This is a genomic window from Nitrospirota bacterium, assembly GCA_020846775.1.
Classification (GTDB): domain Bacteria; phylum Nitrospirota; class 9FT-COMBO-42-15; order HDB-SIOI813; family HDB-SIOI813; genus RBG-16-43-11.
This window is the reverse complement of the sequence record JADLDG010000023.1, coordinates 159,022-183,319: the sequence shown is the minus strand read 5'-3', so window position 1 is coordinate 183,319 and position 24,298 is coordinate 159,022. Positions and strand designations below refer to the sequence as shown.

Genomic DNA, 24,298 nt, shown 5'->3' with positions numbered 1-24,298 from the left:
CGTAAAAAGCCCATCTGCGGCGTTGCGCTGCATCCTTCGTCACTGCGGCGTACTAAAATGTGCGCCTCATTCCTCAGGATTTGAGCGTCTTGCACATGGACTTTTTACGAAGTCGTCCGTTAGGGTGGAGGAGAGATGATTAAGAAGGACAAATATACTGTGGCTGTGGTCGGTGCAACCGGGGCTGTCGGGAAAGAAATGATTCAAGTGCTTGAAGAACGCAATTTCCCTGTCAGGACATTGAGGCTCTTTGCCTCGGAAAGGTCTGCAGGAGAGACTCTGACCTTTTTAAACCGGGAACTCACTGTTGAGTTGCTTCAGGAAAATATATTTAATGATATTGATATAGCACTCTTTTCTGCAGGTGAACAGATAAGCCTTCAATTCGCGCCTGTTGCTGCCAGGGCAGGGGTTGTAGTAATTGATAACAGTTCTGCGTTCAGGATGAATCCTGATGTGCCATTGGTTGTCCCTGAGGTCAATCCAGCGGCAGTAATGAGGCATAAGGGTATAATAGCGAACCCCAATTGCTCGACTATTCAGATGGTCGTTGCGTTGAAACCCTTGCATGATAAGGCAAGGATCAAGCGGATCGTGGTTACTACATTTCAATCGGTTTCAGGAAAGGGGAAAGAGGCCATGGATGAGCTTTTCGAACAAACCAAGTCTCTTCTCTCATTTCAGGAGATCAAGGCTGAGGTCTTTCCACATCAGATAGCATTTAATTGTCTGCCCCACATAGATTCGTTTCTTGATAATGGTTATACAAAGGAAGAGATGAAAATGGTCAATGAAACCAGAAAGATATTTGAGGATGACAGTATAAGAATTACTGCTACAACCGTAAGGGTCCCGGTATATGTAGGTCATTCTGAGTCCGTCAATATCGAGACAGAAGAACACATTAGCGCAAATGAGGCCAGGGCTATCCTGTCTGAAGCGTCAGGTGTTATTGTATATGATGATCCTAAAAGGAATATCTATCCGCTGCCTGTTGATTCTGCCGGCAGGGACGAAGTATTTGTGGGAAGGATACGAGAAGATGAGTCTGTTCCAAACGGTTTGAATCTATGGGTAGTTGCAGATAATCTCAGGAAAGGCGCTGCTACAAATGCAGTGCAGATTGCAGAAATATTGACAGGTAAGTTAAATCAGGCGGAAGCTACCAGGTAAAAGAGAGAAACTAAAGAAACGAGGCAACAGGCAATGAAGCGGATATATCTTGATAATGCAGCGACAACTCCCACCAGACCGGAAGTGATAGAGGCGATGCAGCCATTTTTTAAACACTGTTTTGGTAATCCATCCAGTATCCATTTTTTTGGGAAAGAGACATCGAATGCCATAAATGAAGCACGTTCCAGGGTAGCACAAGTGCTTGGATCAAAGGACGAGGAAATAATTTTTGTCAGTGGCGGGACTGAGTCTGATAATCTTGCAATTTTTGGAATAGCATATGCCAACCGTGACAAAGGGCGGCATATTATAACTACGGCAATTGAGCATAATGCCGTCCTTGAACCATGCAGGTTTCTTGAAAGGGAAGGTTGGAAGATTACATATTTACCGGTTTCAGGAGATGGGTTGGTTGACCCTGATGATGTAAGAAAAGCCATAACAGATGAAACGATTCTGATATCCGTTATGCATGCAAATAACGAGATAGGTACTATACAGCCTTTAAGGGAGATAGGGACGATCGCAAAGGAAAAGGAGGTATGTTTCCATACAGATGCCGTACAGACATTTTCGCACATTCCGGCCAAGGCTGATGAGTTGCTCGCAGATTTGCTTTCTTTTTCCAGTCATAAGTTCTACGGTCCGAAAGGTGCCGGCGGGTTATATGTCAGGAAGGGCACTGCGATATCACCTTATCTCTACGGTGGTAATCAGGAATTCAAACTGCGTGCCGGTACGGAAAATGTACCTGCTATAGTCGGTATGGGGAAGGCAGTACAAATGTCTATGCTTGAGATGGATGCGCAGAAAAGTTATGTTGCTTCACTGAGGGACAAATTAGTCAGATCACTGCTGGAGATAGAAGGTGTGCGGTTAAATGGAAATGAAAGCCAACGATTACCAAATAATATTAATGTTACTATAGACTACGTAGATAGCGAGGCTTTAATTATTAATCTTGATTTCAAGGGCATAGCCGTGTCATCGGGATCAGCATGCATATCAGCCGTAAAAGGGCCGTCTCATGTATTAACCGCTATCGGTTTATCATATGAAGAGGCAAGAAGTGCAATTCGAATTACACTGGGGAAGGATAATACAGAAGATGAATTGAGTTATTTTCTCGATGTCTTCAAAGACGTAGTAAATAATCTCCGGGATATGTCTCCTGTATTTCAGGATAGGCGCCTGGGAAGCAGGTAGCAGAAATTCCCTCCTTTAACATATTAAAACTGACATTATGTCTGACTTAAGTGATTATGATTATCCTTTTGACCCTTCGCTTATTGCCCAACATCCGGTTTCAGTGAGGGATCAGTCCGGACTTCTTGTCCTAAACAGATCTGACTCTGTAATTGAACATAGAAGATTTTTCAACATTGTTGACTATGTCAGGGAAGGTGATATCTTAGTCCTGAACAATACAAAGGTGATGCCATGCAGGATTGTTGGTGAAAGAGAGGGCACAGGAGGACGTGTAGAACTTCTTCTGATTAAAAAACATGATGATCAGACATGGAGATCAATATCAGATAAGAAACTTAGAGAAGGGGTCAGGATTAAGTTTTCAGATAATTGCTGCGGAGAGGTGACAGGTACTGCAAATTCGAATTACATCGTGAAATTTCATTATACTTCTGAAGGGGAAAGTATTATTTCCGAGATTGGTCAAATGCCTGTTCCGCCATATATAAAAAGGAAATCATGTGAGCAAGACATGGAACGATATCAAACTGTATATGCTGCTGAGGACGGAGCAATAGCGGCGCCAACTGCAGGACTGCACTTTACTGAGGATCTCATCGGGAGATTGAATAGAAAGGGTGTCAGTACAGTTTATTTAACACTTCATGTCGGTATTGGCACCTTCAAACCAGTTAAATCAGAGAATATAGAACACCATCAGATGGAATACGAAGAGGTGAATATTCCTGAGGCTGTAGTGGAGCGTATTTTACAGACGAAGGAAAACGGCGGACGCGTTATTGCGGTTGGGACGACTTCTGTCAGGGCCCTTGAACATGCTGCTTTCAGTGGTGTGCTGCATCCTGCAAAGGGTGAAACAGGGCTTTTTATTTATCCGGGCTTTAAGTTTAATATTGTAGATGCTATGATAACTAACTTCCATCTTCCCAAGTCAACACTCCTGATGCTTGTTATGGCATTTGCAGGCAGGGGAAATATACTCAAATCCTATGCAGAGGCTGTTGCAAGGAAGTACAGATTCTACAGTTATGGCGATGCTATGTTTATCATATGAATTATTACAGGAGCGATAATTGCGGGAATTGAGGCATATAACCAATAAGAAAATAAAGAAAAGGCCATTCAACAAAGGTTTGATTGTTGGAGTTGTGCTGGTATTAATTTTAACTCTGACAGGTGCCTTTGCTCTCCTCAGGACTAAAAAGGCAGGTGGTCCGGTTGATTTATCGCCAGGCAATATTTATACGGGCAATAGAGAACAGAAACAGGAGAAACTTCCGGAAGAAGATAGTAATGCAATTAATGGTGAATCAGCAAAGGAAGAGTCTGCAAAAAAAGATGATTTTACATTCTACAAGGTACTTAATAGTAAAGAGGGCGACATAACACCTTTAGAAGTAGAAAAGCCAAAGGAAGGGATTTCCAAGCCTCTCCCTGAAAAGGAGCCATATGAAGAATCTCATAAAAATCAAAGTATGGAAAAGATTGACAGGGATATTTTAAAGAAGATTGAATCCAAAGATAAAGAAGGCATTATTTACACGGTTCAGATTGGGGCGCTCAGTCAGGAAAAGGCTGCGAATGAGCTTTCCGAAAATCTCAGGGGAAAAGGATTTGCACCATATATAAGTAAGGAAAACAGTACGGGCAGGGCTCCTGTCTATAAAGTAAGGATAGGTAAATTCCTGTCAATGGTAGATGCCCAGGATGTTGCAGCAGTTCTTAAAAAGGAAGGATATGCAACATACATACTGAAGATCAACGTCAATGAATAGAATTGGTAGAGCATATGTTGTCACGTGTATTAAGCAGTATGATTACGGGTGTTGATGCCTCAATAGTTGAGGTTGAAGTAGATCTTGTATTTGGTCTCCCTATTTTTACAATTGTTGGTCTGCCGGATACCGCCGTACGTGAGAGCAGGGAGAGAGTCAAGTCTGCCCTGAGAAATGCCGGCTTCAAACTTCCTCCCAAGAAGATAACTGTGAATCTTGCACCTGCTAATCTAAGGAAGGAAGGCGCACTTTATGATCTTCCCGTAGCAGTAGCAATATTATGCGCAGAGGGATTGGTTAAAAGCGAGTCTGTTAAAGACTATATGTTTATTGGGGAACTATCCTTATATGGCAGGACCAAGCCGATTCGGGGGGCCTTATCCATTGCAATAGCTGCAAGAAACGCAGGATTGAAGGGGCTGTTTATTCCTGAGGAAAATGCGGCAGAGGCCGCAATGATAGGCGGAATAAATATTTATGGAGTTGAAACTCTTCAGCAGGTTATCAAATTGCTTGAAGAAATGGATTTATCTAAGTCGTATAAAATAGATTCTCCAATAGTTTTTAAGATGAGCCCTGAATTTGATATTGATATGTCAGAGATAAGGGGGCAGGAACAGGCGAAGAGGGCATTGGAGGTTGCTGCAGCAGGAGGGCATAATCTTCTTATGGTCGGCCCGCCAGGCTCAGGAAAGAGCATGCTTGCAAAGAGACTTCCTACTATACTTCCGGATATCAGTTTTGAAGAAACTATTGAGACGACAAGGATTCACAGTCTTGCCGGAATTCTGCCTCAGGATGAACCGGTTATAACTTCACGGCCCTTCAGGCATACACACCATACCATATCATATGCAGGTATAGCTGGCGGCGGAAGCACACCTCGTCCCGGTGAGATTAGTCTTGCCCATAACGGTGTTTTATTCCTGGATGAGATTCCGGAATACAGGAGAGATGTCCTGGAGGTCTTAAGGCAACCAATGGAGGACAGGTGCATTACCATTTCACGGGCAGGGCACACAGTCAAGTATCCTGCACGTTTTATGCTTGTCGGCGCAATGAATCCCTGTCCATGTGGTTACTTTTCATCTACTGTCAGAAACTGCGTCTGTACTCCACACCAGATACAACGGTATCGCGGGAGGATATCAGGCCCTTTGATGGACAGGATAGATATACATGTCAACCTTCCGCCGGTGTCATCAACCGACTTAAGGACCGCTGTAAAAGGTGAGACCTCTGCTGAGATCAGGAGACGGGTAAACTTGACCAGAGAGTACCAGAGAGCAAGATACAGCGGCGATAATGGTATATTTTGCAGCTCAGATCTGAAAGAATCAAACCTAAGCAAATATTGCCGTATGAGTAAAGAATCAAATAATCTGATTGAGCATGCCATGGACAGACTGGGAATGAGTGTAAGGGGATATGGCAAGATATTAAAGGTTGCGCGGACTATAGCTGACCTCGAATTAAGGGAAGAAATATTGCCGCAGGATGTATCAGAGGCTATAGGGTATAGAATGCTGGACAGGATCAGTTTACGCTGAAAAACGCGGGGTACCCATTGCTAAGAAGTAAATGCAATGGGTCGTGCGGCGTCAGGACTTGTAATTTGAGCTGAGGCGTACAGTGTCGTATGTTGAAGCTCAAATTACAAGTCCTTCCTTGCACCTGAGCATTTTTGAGCGTAAACTGTTGCATGGTCGGACGAGAGTAGCCGCAGGGTGGGCACCGCCCACCCTGCTCATGGTTGAGGAGGGATATTTGATTGAAACGTAATCAAAAGTTGATATTAAAGAAAATAACTCTTATTCTTGTAATTCTGATCATCGCCGGCGGAGTTGCCGGAGGGGTTGGATTATATATTGCCAGTCGTAATCTTCCTCGTGTAGAGTCCCTGAGGGAGTACAGGCCAAGTCTTGTAAGCCGCATATATTCAGACGATAATAAGATAATAGGAGAATATTTTATAGAGAAGCGGGTACTTGTTCCATATAAGGCAATTCCGGTCTACCTTAAACAGGCTGTTGTCTCTGTCGAAGATGATGCATTTTACTCTCATCAGGGATTAGACTACAAGGGGATAGCGCGGGCTTTCTGGGTAAATCTTATTTCTCTCGATATAAAACAGGGAGGCAGCACTATTACTCAGCAGCTTGCACGCTCTCTTTTTCTAACGCCGGAGCAGACTATATTAAGAAAGCTCAAAGAGGCTATTTTGGCGAGAAGGATTGAGGCTATATTATCCAAGGACCAGATATTGGAGATTTACCTTAATCAGATATATCTTGGCCGTGGCGCCTACGGTGTCCAGTCTGCATCACAAATATATTTTGGAAAAGATGTAAGGTATCTTAACCTGTCTGAGTCAGCGCTCCTGGCAAGTATAATTCGTTCTCCCCGCCTCTATTCACCGTATCTTTATCCGGACAGAGTAAAGATGCGGCAGAAATTTGTTTTAAAAAAGATGGTAGATGAAGGATATATTAATGAAGATGAGTACAAAAAGGCTTTTAAAGAGGATATATTCCTTAAGAAATATGAGAAACGTGAAGAAATTGCACCATACTTTACAGAATATATAAGACAGTATCTCGTTTCTGTTTATGGCGTAGAGAAGGTCTTTAAGGGTGGGTTGAATGTTTATACAACTATCAACTATAACCTTCAAAAAGCAGCTACTTCATCAGTAAAAAATGGTCTGAGGGCATTGGATAAAAGACAGGGATACAGGGGACCGATTGTGCATAAATCCCGCACTGAAATACAGGAGTGGCTGGAAGGCAGTATAGGGGCCTTAACTCAGGATGACATACTTCCGGGTGATATAGTGGAGGGTATCGTAATAGGTGTTGAAGATGCCTTTGCCACTATAAAGGCTGGAAGACTCACAGGCCGTATTTCAATGGATAATATGTTATGGGCAAGAAAGAGGTTAAGCGGCACCGGCTTTAAGAAAGCAACATATTTAAAGGATGACTCTACTGTACGTGACATACTTCTTGTTGGTGACGTAGTTTATGTAAAGGTAATAAGTATCACCGATGAAAAGAACGTTGTTTTTGGTCTTGAGCAGGAACCTCTTGCTGAAGGAGCGCTTCTTTCCATAGACCCGGCAAACGGATATGTCCGTGCTATGGTCGGAGGGTTTGACTTCAAACGCAGTGAATTTAACAGGGCAATACAGTCACACAGACAGCCCGGCTCTGCATTCAAGCCTTTTGTCTATGGTGCGGCTTTAGACAATGGATTTACAGCGGCTACAGTAATTGACGACGCCCCGATTAGTTACAGCATCCCAGGCTGGAATAAAGACTGGACGCCTGAGAATTATGACGGTAAATTTTATGGTCCCATGACATTAAGGGATGCACTCGCTTATTCACGGAATGTTGTAACAATCAAATTGGCGGAGAAAACCGGTATAGATAATGTAATAAGTTTTGCAAACAGAATGGGGATCAAAAGCAATCTTGAAAGAAATCTCTCTCTTGCCCTTGGATCTTCAGGTGTGTCGCTGTTCGAACTTGTTAATGCGTATGGTGTATTTGCGAATCAGGGTATTCGGGTGGAACCAATGTTTATAAAGTATATTACGGATAATAATGGGAGGATACTTGAACGGTCAACGCCGGCTGCAGAGGAAGTACTATCAAGTCAGACGGCATATATTATGACCAGTATGCTTGAGGATGTCATTCAAAAGGGGACAGGCAGGCGCGCACGCGGACTGGGAGGCGCTGCCGCAGGTAAAACCGGGACTACAAATAATTATTCTGATGCATGGTTTGTAGGTTATACATCAAATCTTGTGACAGGCGCATGGGTCGGATTTGATGACATGAGGAGTCTTGGTCACGGTGAGACAGGCAGCCGCGCTGCACTACCGATATGGATTGATTATATGCAGGTCGCATTGAGTCAAATTCCACCTTCATATTTCCCCATTCCTGAAGACATTATGTTTGTTAAGATTGACCCGTATAATGGACTTGTAGCCCCTCCTAATTTTACGGATTTTCAGGTTGAGATATTCAAGAAGGGAACTGAACCTGTTGAAGTGTCCAAAACTTCCGTCCATCGTCCTGCAAGGTATATGCTTGATGATGAGACTGCTGATTGACAACTATATTTGGCCTTGACTTATAAGGTATTTTCTAATATTATGCACAATGCTAAAATATTCGGAAAGGAGTGTTAAATGTCTGTAAAAATAGGTATAAACGGTTTCGGCAGGATAGGGAGAAACTTTTTTCGCATTGTGTTTAACAATCCGGAAATTGAGATCGCTGCCATCAATGACCTGACTGACGCAAATACGCTGGCGCATCTGCTCAAATACGATTCTGTATTTGGTATACTCAATGCTGATGTCTCTGCAAAAGATGGCACCCTTATTGTAAATGGACGTGAGATTAAAATTCTGGCAGAACGAGACCCTCTGAAATTACCATGGGGCGATCTGGGTGTAGATATAGTAGTTGAGTCAACCGGTCTTTTTACCAAGAGGGAAGATGCGGAGAAGCATCTTAAGGGTGGAGCCAAAAAGGTTATAATATCTGCCCCTGCAAAGAATCCTGATGTTACGATTGTGCTTGGGGTTAATGAAAACAAATATAACGCTAAGAGTCACAGGATAATATCCAATGCCTCGTGCACGACAAACTGTCTTGCACCTGTGGCTAAAGTCCTGCTCAATAGTTTTGGCATTAAACGGGGTCTCATGACTACAATACATTCTTACACAAATGATCAGAAGCTTCTTGACCTGCCGCATAAGGACCTTCGCAGGGCAAGGGCCGCAGCGGTTTCATTGATTCCTACGTCAACTGGGGCAGCAAGGGCAATTTCACTGGTCCTTCCTGAGCTTGAGGGACGGCTGGATGGAATGGCTGTCAGAGTTCCAACTACAAATGTCTCTATGGTTGATTTGGTCGTTGAAACGGAAAAAGACACGGACGAGTCGAAGGTGAATTCAGCGCTGAAGCGGGCTGCTTCAGGTAAATTAAAGGGCTACCTTGAGTACACAGACTTACCGCTTGTTTCCATAGATTTTAAGGGTAATGATCATTCGTCCATAGTTGACGGGTCACTGACAAAGGTTATGGACAAAAGGATGGTGAAGGTCATTGCCTGGTACGACAATGAGTGGGGATATTCTTCAAGGATAAAGGACCTTATACTCTTCATGAGCAAGAAGGGCATTAAATGACAAATGTCTTAAATAAACTGACTATCAGGGATGTGAATATCAGGAATAAGAGGGTTTTTATAAGGGTGGACTTTAATGTTCCTCTGAACTCTGAGCTTAATATCACTGATGACACTAGAATAAGGTCTGCCCTGCCTACGATAAACTATGCAATAGATGAGGGAGCAAAAATAATTCTGGCGTCACACCTTGGCAGGCCAAAGGGTAAAAGGAATCCGGCGTTGACTCTCGCCACTGTAGTCAAACGCCTGCAAAGGCTTCTTAACAAGGATGTGATGTTTCTGGATGATTGTTTAGGCACCGAGGTTGAGAACGCCATTAACAACATGGAACCAGGGGATGTCGTGCTTTTAGAGAACCTGAGATTTTATCCTGGTGAAGAGGGCAAAGACGATGAGTTTGCAAAAAAACTTGCAGCACTTGCGGACGTATATGTTAACGACGCATTTGGTACAAGCCACAGGAGTCATTCCTCAGTTGTAGGGATAACCAAATATGTACGGCCTGCAGTGGCCGGGTTTCTGGTGAAGAAGGAGATTGAGTATGTAGATGGTGTAATGGCCAATCCAGCACGACCATTTGTCGCTATTTTAGGCGGGGCTAAGGTGTCCGGAAAGCTCGGAATGATAGATAACCTTGGTAAGAAGGTGGACAAGGTAATTATTGGCGGAGGGATGGCGTTTACATTCCTGAAGGCTATGGGATATGAGGTTGGAAATTCTCTTGTGGAACCTGATATGCTTGATATATCAATCAAAATCTATAATTCAGCACGTGAGCGCGGCATCAAGTTCTATCTCCCTGTTGATTGCGTTGTTGCGCCAAATCTTGAACCCGGGTCAGAAACCATGATCGTCCCTGTTCAGGAGATTCCTAAAGACTGGAAGGCGCTTGACATCGGTCCTGCCTCTGTCAAATTATTTACGGAGGCAATTGCAAATGCGAGGACTATATTATGGAATGGCCCAATGGGAGTATTTGAGATAGATGCCTTTTCGCGGGGTACATTTGCTGTTGCGCATGCAATTGCAGAATCTTATGCCCTGACAATTGTAGGAGGCGGTGATACGGCCAATGCAGTTGATAAGGCAAGGGAGTCTGAGAACATGTCTTTCATTTCTACAGGAGGCGGTGCAGTACTTCAAATGCTGGAGGGAAAACCCCTGCCAGGCATTATGGCACTTGATGATAAGGATGCAGTTATCTGAGTATGAGTAAAACCGATCAAGCGCTTGGAACGCTAAATTGGGGTATTGTATCAAGGGAGCAATAATTTGCGTAAACCTTTAATAGTAGCAAACTGGAAGATGAATAAGACGATATCTGATGCACTGCAGTTTGTTGCAGAATGCAAGAGGCTGTTAAAAGATATTTCTGTTCATAATGTGGATATCATTTTATCCCCGCCTTTTACATCTATCAAAGCTGTTTATGATGCTGTCAATGGTGAAAATATCTATGTTGCTGCACAAAATCTATACTGGGAGGAAAAAGGGGCATTTACAGGAGAGGTCTCAGCCCCAATGCTTAAAGATTGCGGATGTACATATGCAATTATTGGACATAGCGAAAGAAGAAACCTGTTTGGAGAGACCGATGAAGGGATTAACAAAAAGATACGGTTTGCAATTCATACAGGACTAAACCCTATTTTCTGTATCGGAGAATCTCTTCAACAGAGAGAAGAGGAAGAAACATTCCGGGTCATAAGAGATCAGGTTGAGAAGGGGCTTAATGGTTTGAACGAAGAAGCCTTTAGCAGTCTCCTCATTGCTTATGAACCAGTATGGGCTATTGGTACCGGTAAGAATGCTACCGCTGAACAGGCAGAGGAGATTCATGGTTTCATAAGGTCAATAATAAGGGAGAGTTACGGCAGAAGTGTTTCAGAGGCGCTCAGGATACTTTATGGAGGAAGCGTTACACCTGATAATATATGTGAATTAATTCGAGAGCACGATATTGATGGCGCTCTTGTAGGAGGTGCAAGCCTGAAGGCAGATTCTTTTGTGAAAATTGTAGTTGGTGCAATAGGAAATTAAATAATCAAAAATAAAATATGACATATTATGAAATATCATGTAATTGTAAACCAGTTTCAAAATGAAATTAATATTTGATATTTTATCTTTGACATCATAATCAGGGGGGGCAGTAGTGACGATTTTTTTTGTAATCATTCATATAATTGTATCAGTAATACTTATAGGAGTTGTATTAATTCAGCAGGGAAAGGGGTCCGAGATGGGCGCTGCCTTTGGCGGTTCTTCAAGTCAGACCGTATTTGGCAGCCGCGGACCTGGCAATTTTCTTAGCAAGCTAACAACGGTTGCCGCAGTAATCTTTATTTTAACATCTTTTGTACTTGCATTCGTTGGCAGTAATAAAGGTGCGTCATCAGTTATTCCGGAACAGACAGAAGTCCCTGCGTTGCCGCAGCCTCAGACCCCGCTGTCACAGCCCGAAACTTCAGCGCCGGTTCCGCCGGCCGAGACTGGTGTGAATACTGTTCCAGCAGCTCCGGTTACGCCGGTAAAGAAATAGTAATTATGTCAGAACACCGGGATGGGACGTGAAATTCCCGAATTCAGTCGCATGAGAGACACTCCAATAAGGGCTAAGTACATGTCCTTTACATGACCCTGCTGATTATTGTTCTCCCGATCTTAAAGAAATAATTTCAAGAATCCGAAATCATACCTGCAATTTAGCTTTGTATTGATTCATGCAACTTATACAGGAGGGTGGCAGGATGTCTCTAAAAAATATTAGAATCAAATATCGTTTGATGGCGGGTTTTGGGATTGTACTCTCTTTGTTTGTAATTTGCGGGGTTATAACGACTTTTCTTCTTATTAAGTCAGACAGGAGTATCAATGTTGTCAAGGAGGAGAGTTTGCCATTTGCACTTATTGCAAAAGACATTGCATTTAATGTAGTTCAAGTTCAGCAATTCCTGACGGACGTCTCTGCCACCCACAATACTGAGGCATTAAAGGAGGCTGAAGATGCTGCACAAAAATTCCATTTGGAAGTTGCCAAGTTTAAGGATATGTTCAGAGCTGAAAATGACCAGGAGTCTTTGAGGAGGATAGAGGAGATAGAGTCCGCGTTTAACAACTATTATGATACAGGCAAAAAAATGGCAGGCGTCTATGTTAATAAAGGCATAGCGGCAGGAAACATCATAATGGAGGACTTTGACAAGACAAGTATTGCCATAACATCCAGGGTTGAAGAATTTGTCAAACAACAGACAGATGTAGCCTCATTGATGTCAGATAATGTTCAGAAATCAATAAGCCAGATTATTACAATTCTGCTGGTAATGTCGGTTATCACATTAATTTCAGGAATTCTTATAGCCTGGTACATTACATCAAGCGTGGTCCGGCCCTTGAGCCGGGCTGTGGATGTTTCCAATTCTATCGCAAGTGGTGACCTCACAATAACAATTGAGAGCGACAGCACAGATGAAACGGGGCAGTTGCTTCGATCAATGGATAATATGGTTACCAACCTTAAGAAACTTATCGCAAACATGAAGGAAACTTCAAGCAATATGGCATCAGCAAGTGAAGAGTTGAGCGCCAGTTCAGAAGAGATGTCAAAGGGTGTTATTTCGCAGTCAGACAGGTCTACTCAAATCGCCTCGGCTGCACACGAAATGTCTCAGACGGTTGTCGAGATCGCTAAGAATGCGTCCAATATTGCGGCATCGGCCAGTGGCACAGCCCATATAGCAAAGGATGGTGAAAATATAGTTGAGAAGTCGGTATCAGAGGTTAAGGATATTGCGGCAACAGTGAGCGAATCATCCAAGGTAATGGTGTCTCTGGGAGAGAGATCAAAACAGATTGGCGACATTATCCGGGTTATAAGTGAGATCGCAGACCAGACAAATCTTCTTGCTTTGAACGCTGCAATTGAAGCGGCTCGAGCCGGAGAGCAGGGAAAGGGTTTTGCAGTTGTTGCTGATGAGGTCAGGAAACTTGCTGAGAGGACTGCAAAGGCAACTTCCGAGATTGGGGCAATGATTGGAGCTATACAGGATGAAGTTCAAAAAAGCGTAACCTCAATGGATGCGGTCTCTAAGATGGTAGGGTCAGGCGTAGAGTTCTCAACTCAAACAGGTGATGCATTGCAAAAGATCGTATCCAGTGTAAGTGATCTTCAGATGATGGTCCAGCAGATAGCATCAGCAACTGAGGAAATGTCTGCAACATCAGAAATGATAAGCGGAGATATCATGGCGGTTGCCAAGGTCTCGAAAGATACGTCGACCGGTTCAGAACAGATAGCCGAAGCATCTTCCGAGGTAGCCCGACTTGCATCCAGACTCCTTTCAATGGGGGAACAGTTTAAGGTCTGACGTACATCAAACCTTCATCCTTGGGTCTATAGCATCTCTAATGCCTTCGCCAAGAAGATTATAAGCGAGGACTGTAACCAGTATAGCAACACCGGGAAATACGGACAACCACCAGGCAATCTCTATATTGTCCTTGCCAATAGTCAGTATATTCCCCCAGCTGGATGTAGGCGGTTGCACGCCAATTCCGAGAAAGCTTAATGCAGACTCCGTAAGGATAGCGCCGGCAACACCCAGTACTGCAGAGACAAGAACAGGGGCCATTGAGTTGGGGAGGATATGCCTGAAAATTATCCTCATGTCCCCAGCCCCGATTGCCCTTGCCGACAGTGTAAATTCCCGTTCCTTAACTGAAAGGAACTCAGCCCGCACCAGTCTGGTTACTCCCATCCACGATGTCAGCCCAATCACAATCATAATATTGCTTATACCTGGTTCAAGAAATGCTATAACTGCAAGGAGAAGGAAAAAAGTCGGGATTGACAGCATTATATCTACAAACCTCATGATTACCCGGTCCACCCAGCCTCCATAGTATCCTGTTATTGCACCGAGTATGACCCCAATAAAAGTTGATATTCCGACTGCTACAAAACCGACAGAAAGAGAGATTCGTGAACCCCAGATAATACGGCTCAGGATATCACGGCCGAGGTCATCTGTCCCGAAGGGATGGGTAAAACCTGGCGGCTCAAGAATGTTCTGGACATTGATTGCATTGGGATCATAGGGGGTTATAGCCGGGGCAAATATGGCAATGGCAAAAAGAAATGCAACTACTATCCCGCCGATTAATGCGAGCTTGTTCTGTTTGAAGCGCTTCCAGAATGTCATGATAACCCCACTCCCTATTGTGTTGACACATATTGAAAAATCCCTCCTATCCTCCCTTTATCAAAGGGAGGAATTATTCCCCTCTTTGGAAAAGAGGGGTTAGGGGAGATTTTCTAATAAATGTCAATTCTACTCCGAGATCATTTATAAGTTACCTGTTTCTGATTCTTGGATCAGCTATAGCGTAACCTGCATCTGCCAATAGATTGCCAATTAAGGTTAACACTGCCCCTATAGTTAATACCCCCATTATCAAGGGATAATCTCTTGTCATGACAGACATGTAAAACAGTTGTCCCATGCCCGGGATGGCAAATATAGTCTCAAATATTACGCTGCCGCCGATAAGTCCCGGAACCGATAATCCGAGGATGGTTATAACCGGCAGAAGTGCATTTCTCATCGCATGCTTATATATTACCGCCCTCTCGGAAAGCCCCTTGGCACGTGCGGTTGTTACATAATCAGCCCTTATGACCTCCAGCATATTGCTTCTCATATAACGGGAAAGACCGGCAAGACCTCCAAATGCCCCAAGCAATACCGGCAGAACCAGGTGGCTTGACATGTCACGGATCTTACCAAGAGATGAAAGCGTATCATAATTCATTGATTTGATGCCTGATATGGGAAGCCAGTCTAAATAGACTCCAAAGAGTATCATAAGAAGAAGTGCCAGCCAGAATGTAGGAATGGCAAAGCCTACGAAGACGACAACAGTAGTAATTTTATCATAGAGGGAATACTGATGAGTGGCAGATGATACACCTATGGGAATGGCAATGAGTATAACCAGTATCAGAGAAAGTACATTAATCAGAATAGTTATCGGCAGACGTTCTCTTATCTTGTCCCATACAGGTCTCTTATCTGTAGAGAATGATTCACCAAAATCAAGTTTAATCAAACGTTTTACCCAGATTCCATACTGAACGATAATGGGTTTATCAAGGCCGTAATACCTTTCGAGCTTCTCCCTGGCCTCAGGTGTTATCTTGGGATTTAATTCTGAAAGAATATCGGTTGGCTTACCCGGGGCAAGGTGAATAATGAAAAAAGATATTAGCGTTATCCCTATGATAGTAGGAATCATCTCAAGAAGACGTTTTGCAAAATATATAACCATTCTGATCAATTCAATAATATCAATTAAATTATGAAATTGGAAGAGGTTGAATTTGAATGATATGCTAAGGCATCCATTGACTTGTAATTGGGGGTGAATTGATTTATTATCGTTTAAAGTCAATCTGACGATAAAAACATAGAGTCTCATCTTTGATAGCCATTTCAGTAGAACATAGAATAAGTCAAGATCCGATTAATGTTATGTCATACTGAATCCTGTCCTGAAACGAGTCAGGAATGTGGTTCGGATCGACAGAGAGGCGGTATTTTCAAGTGAAAAAATTATTTTCACCCAACACAGTTGCAGTTATCGGCGCCACGGAGCGGGCGGGTTCTGTAGGCAGAACAGTACTGGAGAATTTGGTCAGATTTCCTGATAGGAAGGTCTTCCCTGTAAACCCTAAGAGAAAAGAAGTCATGGGGATGGAATGCTTCCCATCCGTTACAGACATCCCTGTTACTGTTGATCTTGCAGTTATTGTTACCCCGGCAATGACTGTCCCTGCGATAGTTGAGGAGTGCGGGCAGGCGGGGATTGAAGGTGTAATTATAATTTCAGCCGGCTTCAGAGAGGCAGGAGAAGAAGGCAGGGGATTGGAAGATGAAATAAGAAAGATCAAGCACAAATATGGTATGAGGATTGTCGGACCAAACTGTCTTGGAGTTATTCGGCCGCACATCAGTCTTAATGCCTCCTTTCTGAAGGTCAATCCAAAACCTGGTAAGATCGCCTTTATATCGCAGAGCGGTGCACTTGGGAGCGCTATCCTTGACTGGGCCATAGAATCCAACGTTGGTTTCAGCATGTTCGCCTCCCTTGGTTCCATGATTGATGTAGATTTCGGGGATATAATTGATTTTGTTGGTGATGATCCGAATACGAAAAGCATTATGCTCTATATCGAAGGCATCGGAAATGCCAAGAAGTTCATGAGTGCAGCGAGGGGGTTTGCCCGCAGTAAGCCTATTATTGTTATTAAGCCCGGTAAGTTCGCAGAAAGTGCCCGGGCAGCGGTTTCACACACAGGCGCTATGGCCGGTGATTACCATGTTTATGATGCTGCCTTTAAGAGGGCGGGTGTTATCAGGATTGAAGAAATAGCTGACATGTTTAATGTAGCAGAGGTACTCCACTCAAAATATCTCCCAAAAGGTCCCAAATTGGCAATTGTTACTAATGCCGGAGGTGTTGGAGTCATAGCAACTGATGCCCTGATGGAGGCTCATGGTGAGCTGTCTAAACTCTCGGAAGAAAGCATCAATGAGCTGGACTCGCATATGCCGGCCCACTGGAGCAGAGGCAACCCGGTTGATGTGCTGGGGGATGCTGATATTGACAGATATGTAAATGCCATTAATGTCTGTCTAAATGACGATGAGGTGAATGGTTTATTGATTATATATACACCTCAGGGGGCGGCAAAACCTGACGAACTTGCCAACAGGATAGTTGAGATCGCAAAAAAATCATACAAGCCGATTGTAACGGTATGGATGGGTGGTAAAAGGGCGAAAGAAGGCAGGGCTGTGTTCATCAAGAATAATATACCTACTTATGAGACGCCTGAGCATGCGGTCAAGACATATCTCTATATGTACAAGTATGGCAAGAATTTGCAGCTATTGTACGAGACTCCTGCTGAGTTGTCAGTAGACCAGGCGCCTCCCAAACATCATTTGAAGGCATTGATAAGAAGGACAGTACAGGAAGGCAGGACACTTCTTAATGAGGATGAATCAAAAAAACTCCTGAAGGATTATGGTATTCCTGTCAGCAGGTCTGTCCTTACGGCAAATATTGACGATGCACTTGCCTCTGCCAGGGAAATAGGTTATCCGGTAGTGTTAAAGATAGTATCGCCTGACATAACTCACAAGACAGATGTAGGTGGGGTCGTAACAGGGATAAACTCTGATGACCAATTAAGAGATGAGTATGACAGGTTGATCGCGCGTATAAAAGAAAGGCAGCCGGAGGCAGTTATCAGCGGTGTCTCTGTTCAGAAGATGTTTGAGAGGATAGACTATGAACTTATACTTGGCGCAAAAAAGGACAGGGAGTTCGGGACAGTAATCCTCTTTGGAATGGGAGGGGTAGGGGTAGAAATATTTCGTGATTTCTCTGTTGCACTGCCGCCGCTCAATCAGACCCTTGCAAGAAGGCTTATGGAGGAGACAGAGGTCTATAGAATGATCCAGGGGTACCGGGGCAGGCCTCCGGCAGATATAAGGCAATTAGAGCAGATTATAGTTGCCTTCTCAAATCTGATTGTGGATTTTCCAGAGATAGCAGAGATGGATATCAACCCGCTTGCTATTTCAGGACAGACAATATTGGCCCTTGATGCGAGGACAGTAATTGATAAAGATGCCCTGGAATCCCCTTCGCCTTATCACCATCTTGTTATAACTCCATACCCGACAAGATATGTAATGCCCTGGAAATTGATGGATGGAACGGAAATCCTGCTGAGGCCTATACGTCCTGAAGATGAACCAATGGAAAGCGAAATGGTGTCAACGCTCTCTGAACAGGCCCTTGTTGGCAGGTTCTTTCAGGCCGTCAGAAAAATATCACATCAAATGCTGACCAGGTACTGCAATATTGATTATGATCGTGAGATGGCTATAGTCGCAGAGATAAAAGATGCAGGCAGGAAACGGCTGATAGGAATTGGAAGGATTATTATAGATACAGACTTCAGGAAAGGTGAGTTTGCGGTATTGGTCCACGATGATTTTCAAAGAAGGGGCCTTGGTTATAAGCTTGTTGACATGCTCATTGGAATAGCACATGAAAAAGGTTTGGAAAAGGTTTATGGTACAGTGTTGACTGATAATAAGCAGATGCTCAGGATTTGCAGAGAGCTTGGTTTTACTGTTAGAGATATACCTGACGGTCTCAGCAAGGTTGAATTAGTGTTAAAATGATAATCAATGTTATTTTTTCCTGCTATATCATTTCTTGGCGGCATAGCGATACTGTTATATGGAATAAGGCTTGCCGGCGACGGACTTCAGAAGGCAGCAGGCGGCCGCCTTCGTGCCATACTCACGTCACTTACTAAAAATAGATTCATGGGAATAGGTGTGGGTGCAGTCGTTACTGCTATCCTCCAGAGCAGCAGCGCTACTACAGTCATGTTAGTAGGCTTTGTCAGCGCAGGTCTTATGAGTCTTAACCAGACCATGGGTGTTATCTTAGGCGCGGATATAGGGACAACCTTTACTGTTCAGATACTCTCTTTCAGGGTATATGACATCGCCATTCTCTTCATAGCCTTCGGCGTTGCAATAATGTTTCTTGGGAAAAGGGCTGTAATCCGGGATATTGGCGAAGGGATACTCGGTTTTTCATTCATATTCTTCTCTATAAAGATTATGTCAGACAGCATGATGCCGCTGAAAGAGAGCGTTATTTTTAAGGCTGTGCTGCTGTCTGTTGGGGAGAATCCCATTACAGGGATATTGATTGCCGCTGTCCTCACAGCAATTGTCCAGAGCAGTGCGGCGGTAATTGGAATGACGCTTGCGTTGTCACTTCAGAATCTGATGACGCTTGATGTGGCCATCCCCATAATATTTGGCGCAAATATAGGTACTTGCGCAGCTGCTGTTATTTCAAGCATTGGCGCTAACGTTGAGGCGCGGCAGGTCGCTGCCGCCCATACATTATTCAAGATACTTGGTGTTGTTATATTCTTTCCTTTTACCGGTTATTTTAAAGAGCTCATAGAGTATTCTGCCTCAGACATACCAAGACAAATAGCCAATGCCCATACCCTGTTTAATATTGCAATAGGAGTGATATTTATCCCGCTTACGGATCCGATTGCAAATCTCATACGAAAAATCATACCTGAACGTAAAGATGATAGATTTGCGCCCAAATATCTGGATCCGCATGTATTAAGCACCCCGGCTCTTGCACTGGGACAGGCTGCGCGTGAGGCACTCAGGATGGCTGAGATAGTCCAGTGGATGCTTAATGAGAGCATAACGGTCTTCAGGACTAATGACAGAGACCTCCTGAGCAGGATTGAGCAGAGGGACGATGAAGTTGATATGCTTGACAGGGAGATAAGGCTTTATCTCACAAAGCTTGCCCAGTCTTCACTCTCGCCGTCTCAGTCTAAAAGGGAATTCGGGTTAATAGCGATAACCGGTAATATGGAGAATATTGGTGATATTATTGACAAGAACCTTATGGAGCTTGCGAAGAAGAAGATTAACCACGGTGTCTCATTCTCAGAGGAGGGGATGAATGAGATAACAGAATTTCACAAGAAGGTAGTTGAGAATCTCGACATAGCAATTTCTTCCTTTATGAGCAGGGATAAAGACCTCGCACATAAGGTGGTACGTCACAATGCAAGGATGGGCGAGATTGAAAGGGATTTGAGGCAGGCCCATATCAACAGGCTCCACATGGGGCTTCAGGAGTCCATAGATACGAGTGCTATACACCTGGATGTATTGAGCAATCTCATAAGAATTAATTCACATATTACCAATATTGCCTATCCGACGCTGGAAGAAAACGGTGGTTAGCCCTTTGCTTTCCATTGCAGTAATCTTTTAGTATAATACATATTGCTGTTACTGAGGGTCAGATTTTAATGCGCCCTCACTGCATGTACATCACTTCTGACTCTTGTCACCCTGAGATGCAGACCTATAACGCAAGTCATAAAAGGAAAGGAGGTGATTGAGATGACATCAACCAGGATAGTTGTCGCAGTGTTGCTGTCTCTTCTTTTGACTGCCCCTGCCTTTGCCAATGAAATGGGCGGGATGATGCAGCATGAGATGATGAGCGGAGAAGTGACCGAGTCGCACCAAATGATGCATGACATGATGGGCATGATGAAGGAGATGATGGGAATGCTGAAGGACTTTTCACACAATCCTTCAGCTGTTCAAAAAAAGAGGCTGGGCGAGATGATGGATAAGCTGGATGAGATGATGAAGGGCATGGACGATGGAAAGGGCATGAAACAGATGAAGTAAGTTATAGTTTGCATAACTCGAAGAAATTGTCATTAGTGCCTCCTGAGACAATCTTTTTCAGGAGGCATATCCTTATACCCCCGGTGTTTCCCTCCTGGCAGTTTCTCGGAAACAGGACCGGCCTATGGTGGTTTGGTTCTTGACAATTAACTAAAAGTTTTTTAAAATCATTAAGTTTAATATATATAAATTTATAATGGGGTAGTATGTTTGATAATCTTACAACTAAGTTAGACGCTATACTGAAGAAGTTTAAGGGTAAAGGAGTTTTAACTGAGCAGGATATTTCGGAAGGGCTCAGAGAGGTAAGGTTAGCCCTCCTTGAAGCGGATGTAAACTTTAAGGTAGTAAAGGAATTTGTTGACCGTATTAAAGAGAGGGCGATGGGCCATGATGTTATGGAGAGCCTGACCCCTGGTCAGCAAGTGGTAAAGATTGTTTACGAGGAGCTTTGCTCAATTATGGGGGAGCCCAGCGACGGTATTCACCTCGCACCTAACCCTCCAACGGTTATTATGTTATCAGGGCTGCAGGGCTCCGGTAAGACCACTACCGCAGGCAAGCTTGCCTCGATGTTTAAAAAGAAGGGCCGAAAGGTGCTTTTGGTAGCGGCGGATATAAGAAGGCCGGCAGCTGTCAAGCAGTTGTGCGTATTGGGTGAGGGCCTTAAAGTGCAGGTGTATACACCTGAAGGTGGAAAAGATGCTTTAGCTGTGTGCCGTGATGGGGTTGAGCATGCAAAGATGTATGGTCATGACGTAGTAATACTGGATACTGCAGGCCGTCTGCATATTGATGACGAGTTGATGGAAGAGCTCGTAATGATAAAGGAAAGTGTCAGACCGTTGGAATTGCTTCTTGTTGTTGATGCAATGACTGGTCAGGACGCAGTCAATATAGCTACACATTTCGACAAGTCTCTCAACATAACCGGTATAATATTAACAAAGATGGATGGTGACGCAAGGGGGGGCGCGGTCTTATCAATCAGGCATGTTACAGGTAAACCTGTCAGGCTGATAGGTATGGGTGAAAAGCTTGATCAGCTCGAACCGTTTCAGCCGGATAGGATAGCTTCCAGGATACTGGGGATGGGTGATGTGCTCTCTCTTATAGAAAAGGCCCAAAGTGCATACTCACTTGAGGAGGTATCAAACTTAAAGAATAAGTTGAAGGGTGATGGTTTTACCCTTGAAGATTTCAGGGCTCAGATGAGGCAATTAAGAAAGTTAGGCTCTCTTACAGACCTTATTCAGATGATTCCAGGAGGCAAAAAAATGCTTCAGGCTGCCGGAGGTGAGATTCCGGATGACAGTCTCAAGAGGGTAGAGGCCATAATAAATTCCATGACAATGCGGGAGAGGGTAGATCATACTATCATTAATGGGAGCAGGCGCAAGAGGATTGCGAAAGGTAGTGGTACGAAAGTAGAGGAGATAAACAGACTGCTAAAGCAATTTGTCGAGGCCAGAAAAATGATGAAAGGTCTTTCAGGGGCAAAGGGTAAATTGTCAATGCTGAACCAGGCCAGAAGGCTGTTTTCATGAGTTTTGATATAAACAAAGCAGTACTTGCAAATATTTTTGCTCACTCATCTGACTGCATATTTATCCTTGATAAAGAATGGAAGATTGTTGACATGAATCAGGTGGCTGAAGCTGTTTCCGGATGGCGTAAGTCTGAAGTAGTGTCAATGCATCTATGCACTGAATTATTTATTTGTTATGACAAGGACGGATCGCAGCTCTGCGATGGTGCGTGCCCAAAAGTGGGTGTTGTTGATTCTCATAAGAGTATTGATATGCTCGATATAAAGATTTCGGACCGATCCGGACAGCCTTTTATACTGCCGGGTCTGGCTGTACATGTGGGTTATAATGAGGAATCATATGCAGCCATCCTTATAAAAAATGAGATAGACAGTCAGCTACTTGAAGAGCGGTTATTGTCTCTGGAGCGGCTTGACCCCCTTACTCAACTTTATCACAGGCAGTATTTTGAAGACCTGTATAATATTGAGGCAAGAAGGCTTCAGAGACATGGAGGCACCATTGCGCTCCTTATGCTTGATGTTGAAGGGCTTAGAGAATTAAACATCAGGTACGGTCACAGGATTGGCGACGATATACTAAGGGGGATTGGGAAGGTAATTAAGATGACCGTAAGGGAGGTAGATATAGCAAGTCGTTACGGAAATGATGAGTATGTAATACTTCTTTATGGTGTTGATGAGGCTAAGGGGCAGGCATTTGTCCATAGACTCAGAGAAAATATTTTGAAATGGAATCAGACTGAAAACATCCCATGTCAGGTTAAATTAAATATGTGCTTCTTGATTGAAGACAGAGAATTTCAGTCGTTACTTGAGAAAATAAAGAATATTATAGACGAACGTAAGGGAGTTCCATTATAATACAGAGTTCAGAAATCAGAATAAGATATTAATTAAGGAGGTGATGTAGTGGCTACAACGATTAGACTAACGAGAATGGGGAGAAGAAAAAGCCCTTGTTATAGGGTGGTAGTGGCAAACTCCCGCATGCCGAGAGACGGAAGGTTTCTTGAAGTCCTTGGTATGTATGATCCGCTTAAGGCTGAGTCTGTGGTGAGTATAAAGGAAGACAGGGCGATATACTGGCTTAGTAAAGGCGCTACGGTTTCGGACACAGTAAGACAGATTTTCAAGAAAAGCGGGATCATGAAGAAGTTTGATGATATAAAAAAAATTCCGGCAGCATAACTACTGTTTTCAGATTCTTATAAGTTTCAGCAGGAAACGGAGGTGGTTGTGATGAAAGAGCTGATCGAACTCATAGCTAAGGCGCTGGTTGACAGTCCATCTGAAGTCGTTGTTGCAGAGGTTGAGGGGGAGAAGACAACTATATTTGAACTTAGGGTAGCCCGGGAAGACCTCGGTAAGGTCATCGGAAAGCATGGAAGGACTGCAGGGGCCATACGGACCATCCTTAGCGCAGCGGGTACAAAGCTTGGAAAAAGGTGGGAACTGTCAATACTGGAATAGACCCTGGAACTGATAAGGATTTCGTATCTGTTGCCTATATAGTCAGGCCTCATGGTTTGAAGGGTGAAGTTAAGGTAGTTCAACTCTCAAATGACCCGGAAAGGATATACTCACTCCGCGATATCTTTATTATTCGGAAAAATGGAGAAAAGCGGAAGTCTGTTATAAAGAAGGTTAGGCCTGTAAAGAGTGGATTTGCGGTATCACTGGAAGACATAACGACAGTTACGGATGCACAACAGATAGTTGGAAGTTATATAGCTGTTCCTCAGGACGATGTGCCGGTTCTTGGTAAGGACTCATGGTATCATTTTGAGATAATAGGTATGGAGGTATTTACTACAGAAGGAATGTACCTTGGAATGGTAGAAGACATAATCTCAACGGGTAGCAACGATGTCTATATTCTACGGGATAAGGATCGTGAATATTTAATACCTGCTATCCGTGATGTAATTAAGGATGTTGATGTAAAGGGGCGGCGAATGGTTATTGCCCTGATGGATGGATTAATATAATTTCAAATTAATCAAAATGAAATATCAAATTTAAAATCT

21 protein-coding genes are annotated in these 24,298 nt (G+C 43.6%); 19 read left to right on the top strand and 2 right to left on the bottom strand.

The window, feature by feature from the left end:
- The first annotated feature begins 135 nt into the window (after positions 1 to 135).
- The 11 genes from IT392_03545 (at position 136) to IT392_03495 (ending at position 13,747) form a co-directional block, all read left to right on the top strand.
- Positions 136 to 1,173 (top strand): aspartate-semialdehyde dehydrogenase, encoded by a 1,038-nt coding sequence (locus IT392_03545; protein ID MCC6543560.1) that lies wholly within the window; start codon positions 136 to 138, stop codon positions 1,171 to 1,173.
- A gap of 33 nt (positions 1,174 to 1,206) precedes the next feature.
- Entirely contained in the window at positions 1,207 to 2,382 is a 1,176-nt protein-coding gene (locus IT392_03540; protein MCC6543559.1) for a cysteine desulfurase, read from the top strand.
- A 37-nt stretch (positions 2,383 to 2,419) separates the two neighbouring features.
- Complete coding sequence (gene queA / locus IT392_03535; protein MCC6543558.1) at positions 2,420 to 3,439, top strand: tRNA preQ1(34) S-adenosylmethionine ribosyltransferase-isomerase QueA; 1,020 nt, start codon at positions 2,420 to 2,422, stop codon at positions 3,437 to 3,439.
- A 28-nt stretch (positions 3,440 to 3,467) separates the two neighbouring features.
- Complete coding sequence (locus IT392_03530) at positions 3,468 to 4,160, top strand: SPOR domain-containing protein (GenBank protein MCC6543557.1); 693 nt, start codon at positions 3,468 to 3,470, stop codon at positions 4,158 to 4,160.
- Between the two features lie 14 nt (positions 4,161 to 4,174).
- A complete protein-coding gene (locus IT392_03525) occupies positions 4,175 to 5,710 on the top strand; it encodes a YifB family Mg chelatase-like AAA ATPase (protein ID MCC6543556.1) in 1,536 nt (511 codons plus the stop codon).
- 221 nt (positions 5,711 to 5,931) lie between these two features.
- On the top strand, positions 5,932 to 8,286 hold the full coding sequence (locus IT392_03520) for a PBP1A family penicillin-binding protein (protein MCC6543555.1): 2,355 nt from the start codon (positions 5,932 to 5,934) through the stop codon (positions 8,284 to 8,286).
- A gap of 78 nt (positions 8,287 to 8,364) precedes the next feature.
- Positions 8,365 to 9,375, top strand: a complete 1,011-nt coding sequence (gene gap / locus IT392_03515; protein MCC6543554.1) for a type I glyceraldehyde-3-phosphate dehydrogenase — start codon at positions 8,365 to 8,367, stop codon at positions 9,373 to 9,375.
- Positions 9,372 to 10,583: a phosphoglycerate kinase gene (locus IT392_03510; protein MCC6543553.1), complete on the top strand. Its 1,212-nt coding sequence runs from the start codon at positions 9,372 to 9,374 to the stop codon at positions 10,581 to 10,583. Before gap ends, IT392_03510 begins: the two co-directional genes overlap by 4 nt.
- Positions 10,584 to 10,649: 66 nt before the next feature.
- Positions 10,650 to 11,417, top strand: coding sequence for a triose-phosphate isomerase (locus tag IT392_03505; protein ID MCC6543552.1), 768 nt, complete (start codon positions 10,650 to 10,652; stop codon positions 11,415 to 11,417).
- 115 nt (positions 11,418 to 11,532) lie between these two features.
- Positions 11,533 to 11,919, top strand: a complete 387-nt coding sequence (gene secG / locus IT392_03500) for a preprotein translocase subunit SecG (protein MCC6543551.1) — start codon at positions 11,533 to 11,535, stop codon at positions 11,917 to 11,919.
- Positions 11,920 to 12,127: 208 nt separating this feature from the next.
- Positions 12,128 to 13,747: a HAMP domain-containing protein gene (locus tag IT392_03495; protein MCC6543550.1), complete on the top strand. Its 1,620-nt coding sequence runs from the start codon at positions 12,128 to 12,130 to the stop codon at positions 13,745 to 13,747.
- Positions 13,748 to 13,753: 6 nt separating this feature from the next.
- Here the strand turns inward: IT392_03495 and IT392_03490 are convergent, their stop codons facing one another.
- Both IT392_03490 and IT392_03485 read right to left on the bottom strand, forming a co-directional pair.
- Entirely contained in the window at positions 13,754 to 14,581 is an 828-nt protein-coding gene (locus IT392_03490) for an ABC transporter permease (protein ID MCC6543549.1), read from the bottom strand.
- Positions 14,582 to 14,732: 151 nt separating this feature from the next.
- Positions 14,733 to 15,707 (bottom strand): ABC transporter permease, encoded by a 975-nt coding sequence (locus tag IT392_03485; protein MCC6543548.1) that lies wholly within the window; start codon positions 15,705 to 15,707, stop codon positions 14,733 to 14,735.
- A gap of 239 nt (positions 15,708 to 15,946) precedes the next feature.
- On the opposite strand from IT392_03485, the gene IT392_03480 reads away from it, so the two are divergent.
- The 8 genes from IT392_03480 (at position 15,947) to rimM (ending at position 24,259) form a co-directional block, all read left to right on the top strand.
- Positions 15,947 to 18,640, top strand: coding sequence for a bifunctional acetate--CoA ligase family protein/GNAT family N-acetyltransferase (locus IT392_03480; GenBank protein MCC6543547.1), 2,694 nt, complete (start codon positions 15,947 to 15,949; stop codon positions 18,638 to 18,640).
- A 6-nt stretch (positions 18,641 to 18,646) separates the two neighbouring features.
- The gene (locus tag IT392_03475) at positions 18,647 to 20,260 is read left to right on the top strand and encodes a Na/Pi cotransporter family protein (protein ID MCC6543546.1); all 1,614 of its coding nucleotides are present in this window, start codon (positions 18,647 to 18,649) and stop codon (positions 20,258 to 20,260) included.
- A gap of 162 nt (positions 20,261 to 20,422) precedes the next feature.
- On the top strand, positions 20,423 to 20,719 hold the full coding sequence (locus tag IT392_03470; protein MCC6543545.1) for a hypothetical protein: 297 nt from the start codon (positions 20,423 to 20,425) through the stop codon (positions 20,717 to 20,719).
- A 206-nt stretch (positions 20,720 to 20,925) separates the two neighbouring features.
- A complete protein-coding gene (ffh, locus tag IT392_03465) occupies positions 20,926 to 22,266 on the top strand; it encodes a signal recognition particle protein (protein ID MCC6543544.1) in 1,341 nt (446 codons plus the stop codon).
- Positions 22,263 to 23,132, top strand: a complete 870-nt coding sequence (locus IT392_03460; GenBank protein MCC6543543.1) for a diguanylate cyclase — start codon at positions 22,263 to 22,265, stop codon at positions 23,130 to 23,132. Before ffh ends, IT392_03460 begins: the two co-directional genes overlap by 4 nt.
- 48 nt (positions 23,133 to 23,180) lie before the next feature.
- On the top strand, positions 23,181 to 23,459 hold the full coding sequence (rpsP, locus tag IT392_03455; GenBank protein ID MCC6543542.1) for a 30S ribosomal protein S16: 279 nt from the start codon (positions 23,181 to 23,183) through the stop codon (positions 23,457 to 23,459).
- Positions 23,460 to 23,510: 51 nt separating this feature from the next.
- A complete protein-coding gene (locus IT392_03450; protein ID MCC6543541.1) occupies positions 23,511 to 23,741 on the top strand; it encodes a KH domain-containing protein in 231 nt (76 codons plus the stop codon).
- The gene (rimM, locus tag IT392_03445) at positions 23,717 to 24,259 is read left to right on the top strand and encodes a 16S rRNA processing protein RimM (GenBank protein MCC6543540.1); all 543 of its coding nucleotides are present in this window, start codon (positions 23,717 to 23,719) and stop codon (positions 24,257 to 24,259) included. Before IT392_03450 ends, rimM begins: the two co-directional genes overlap by 25 nt.
- Positions 24,260 to 24,298: the final 39 nt, after the last annotated feature.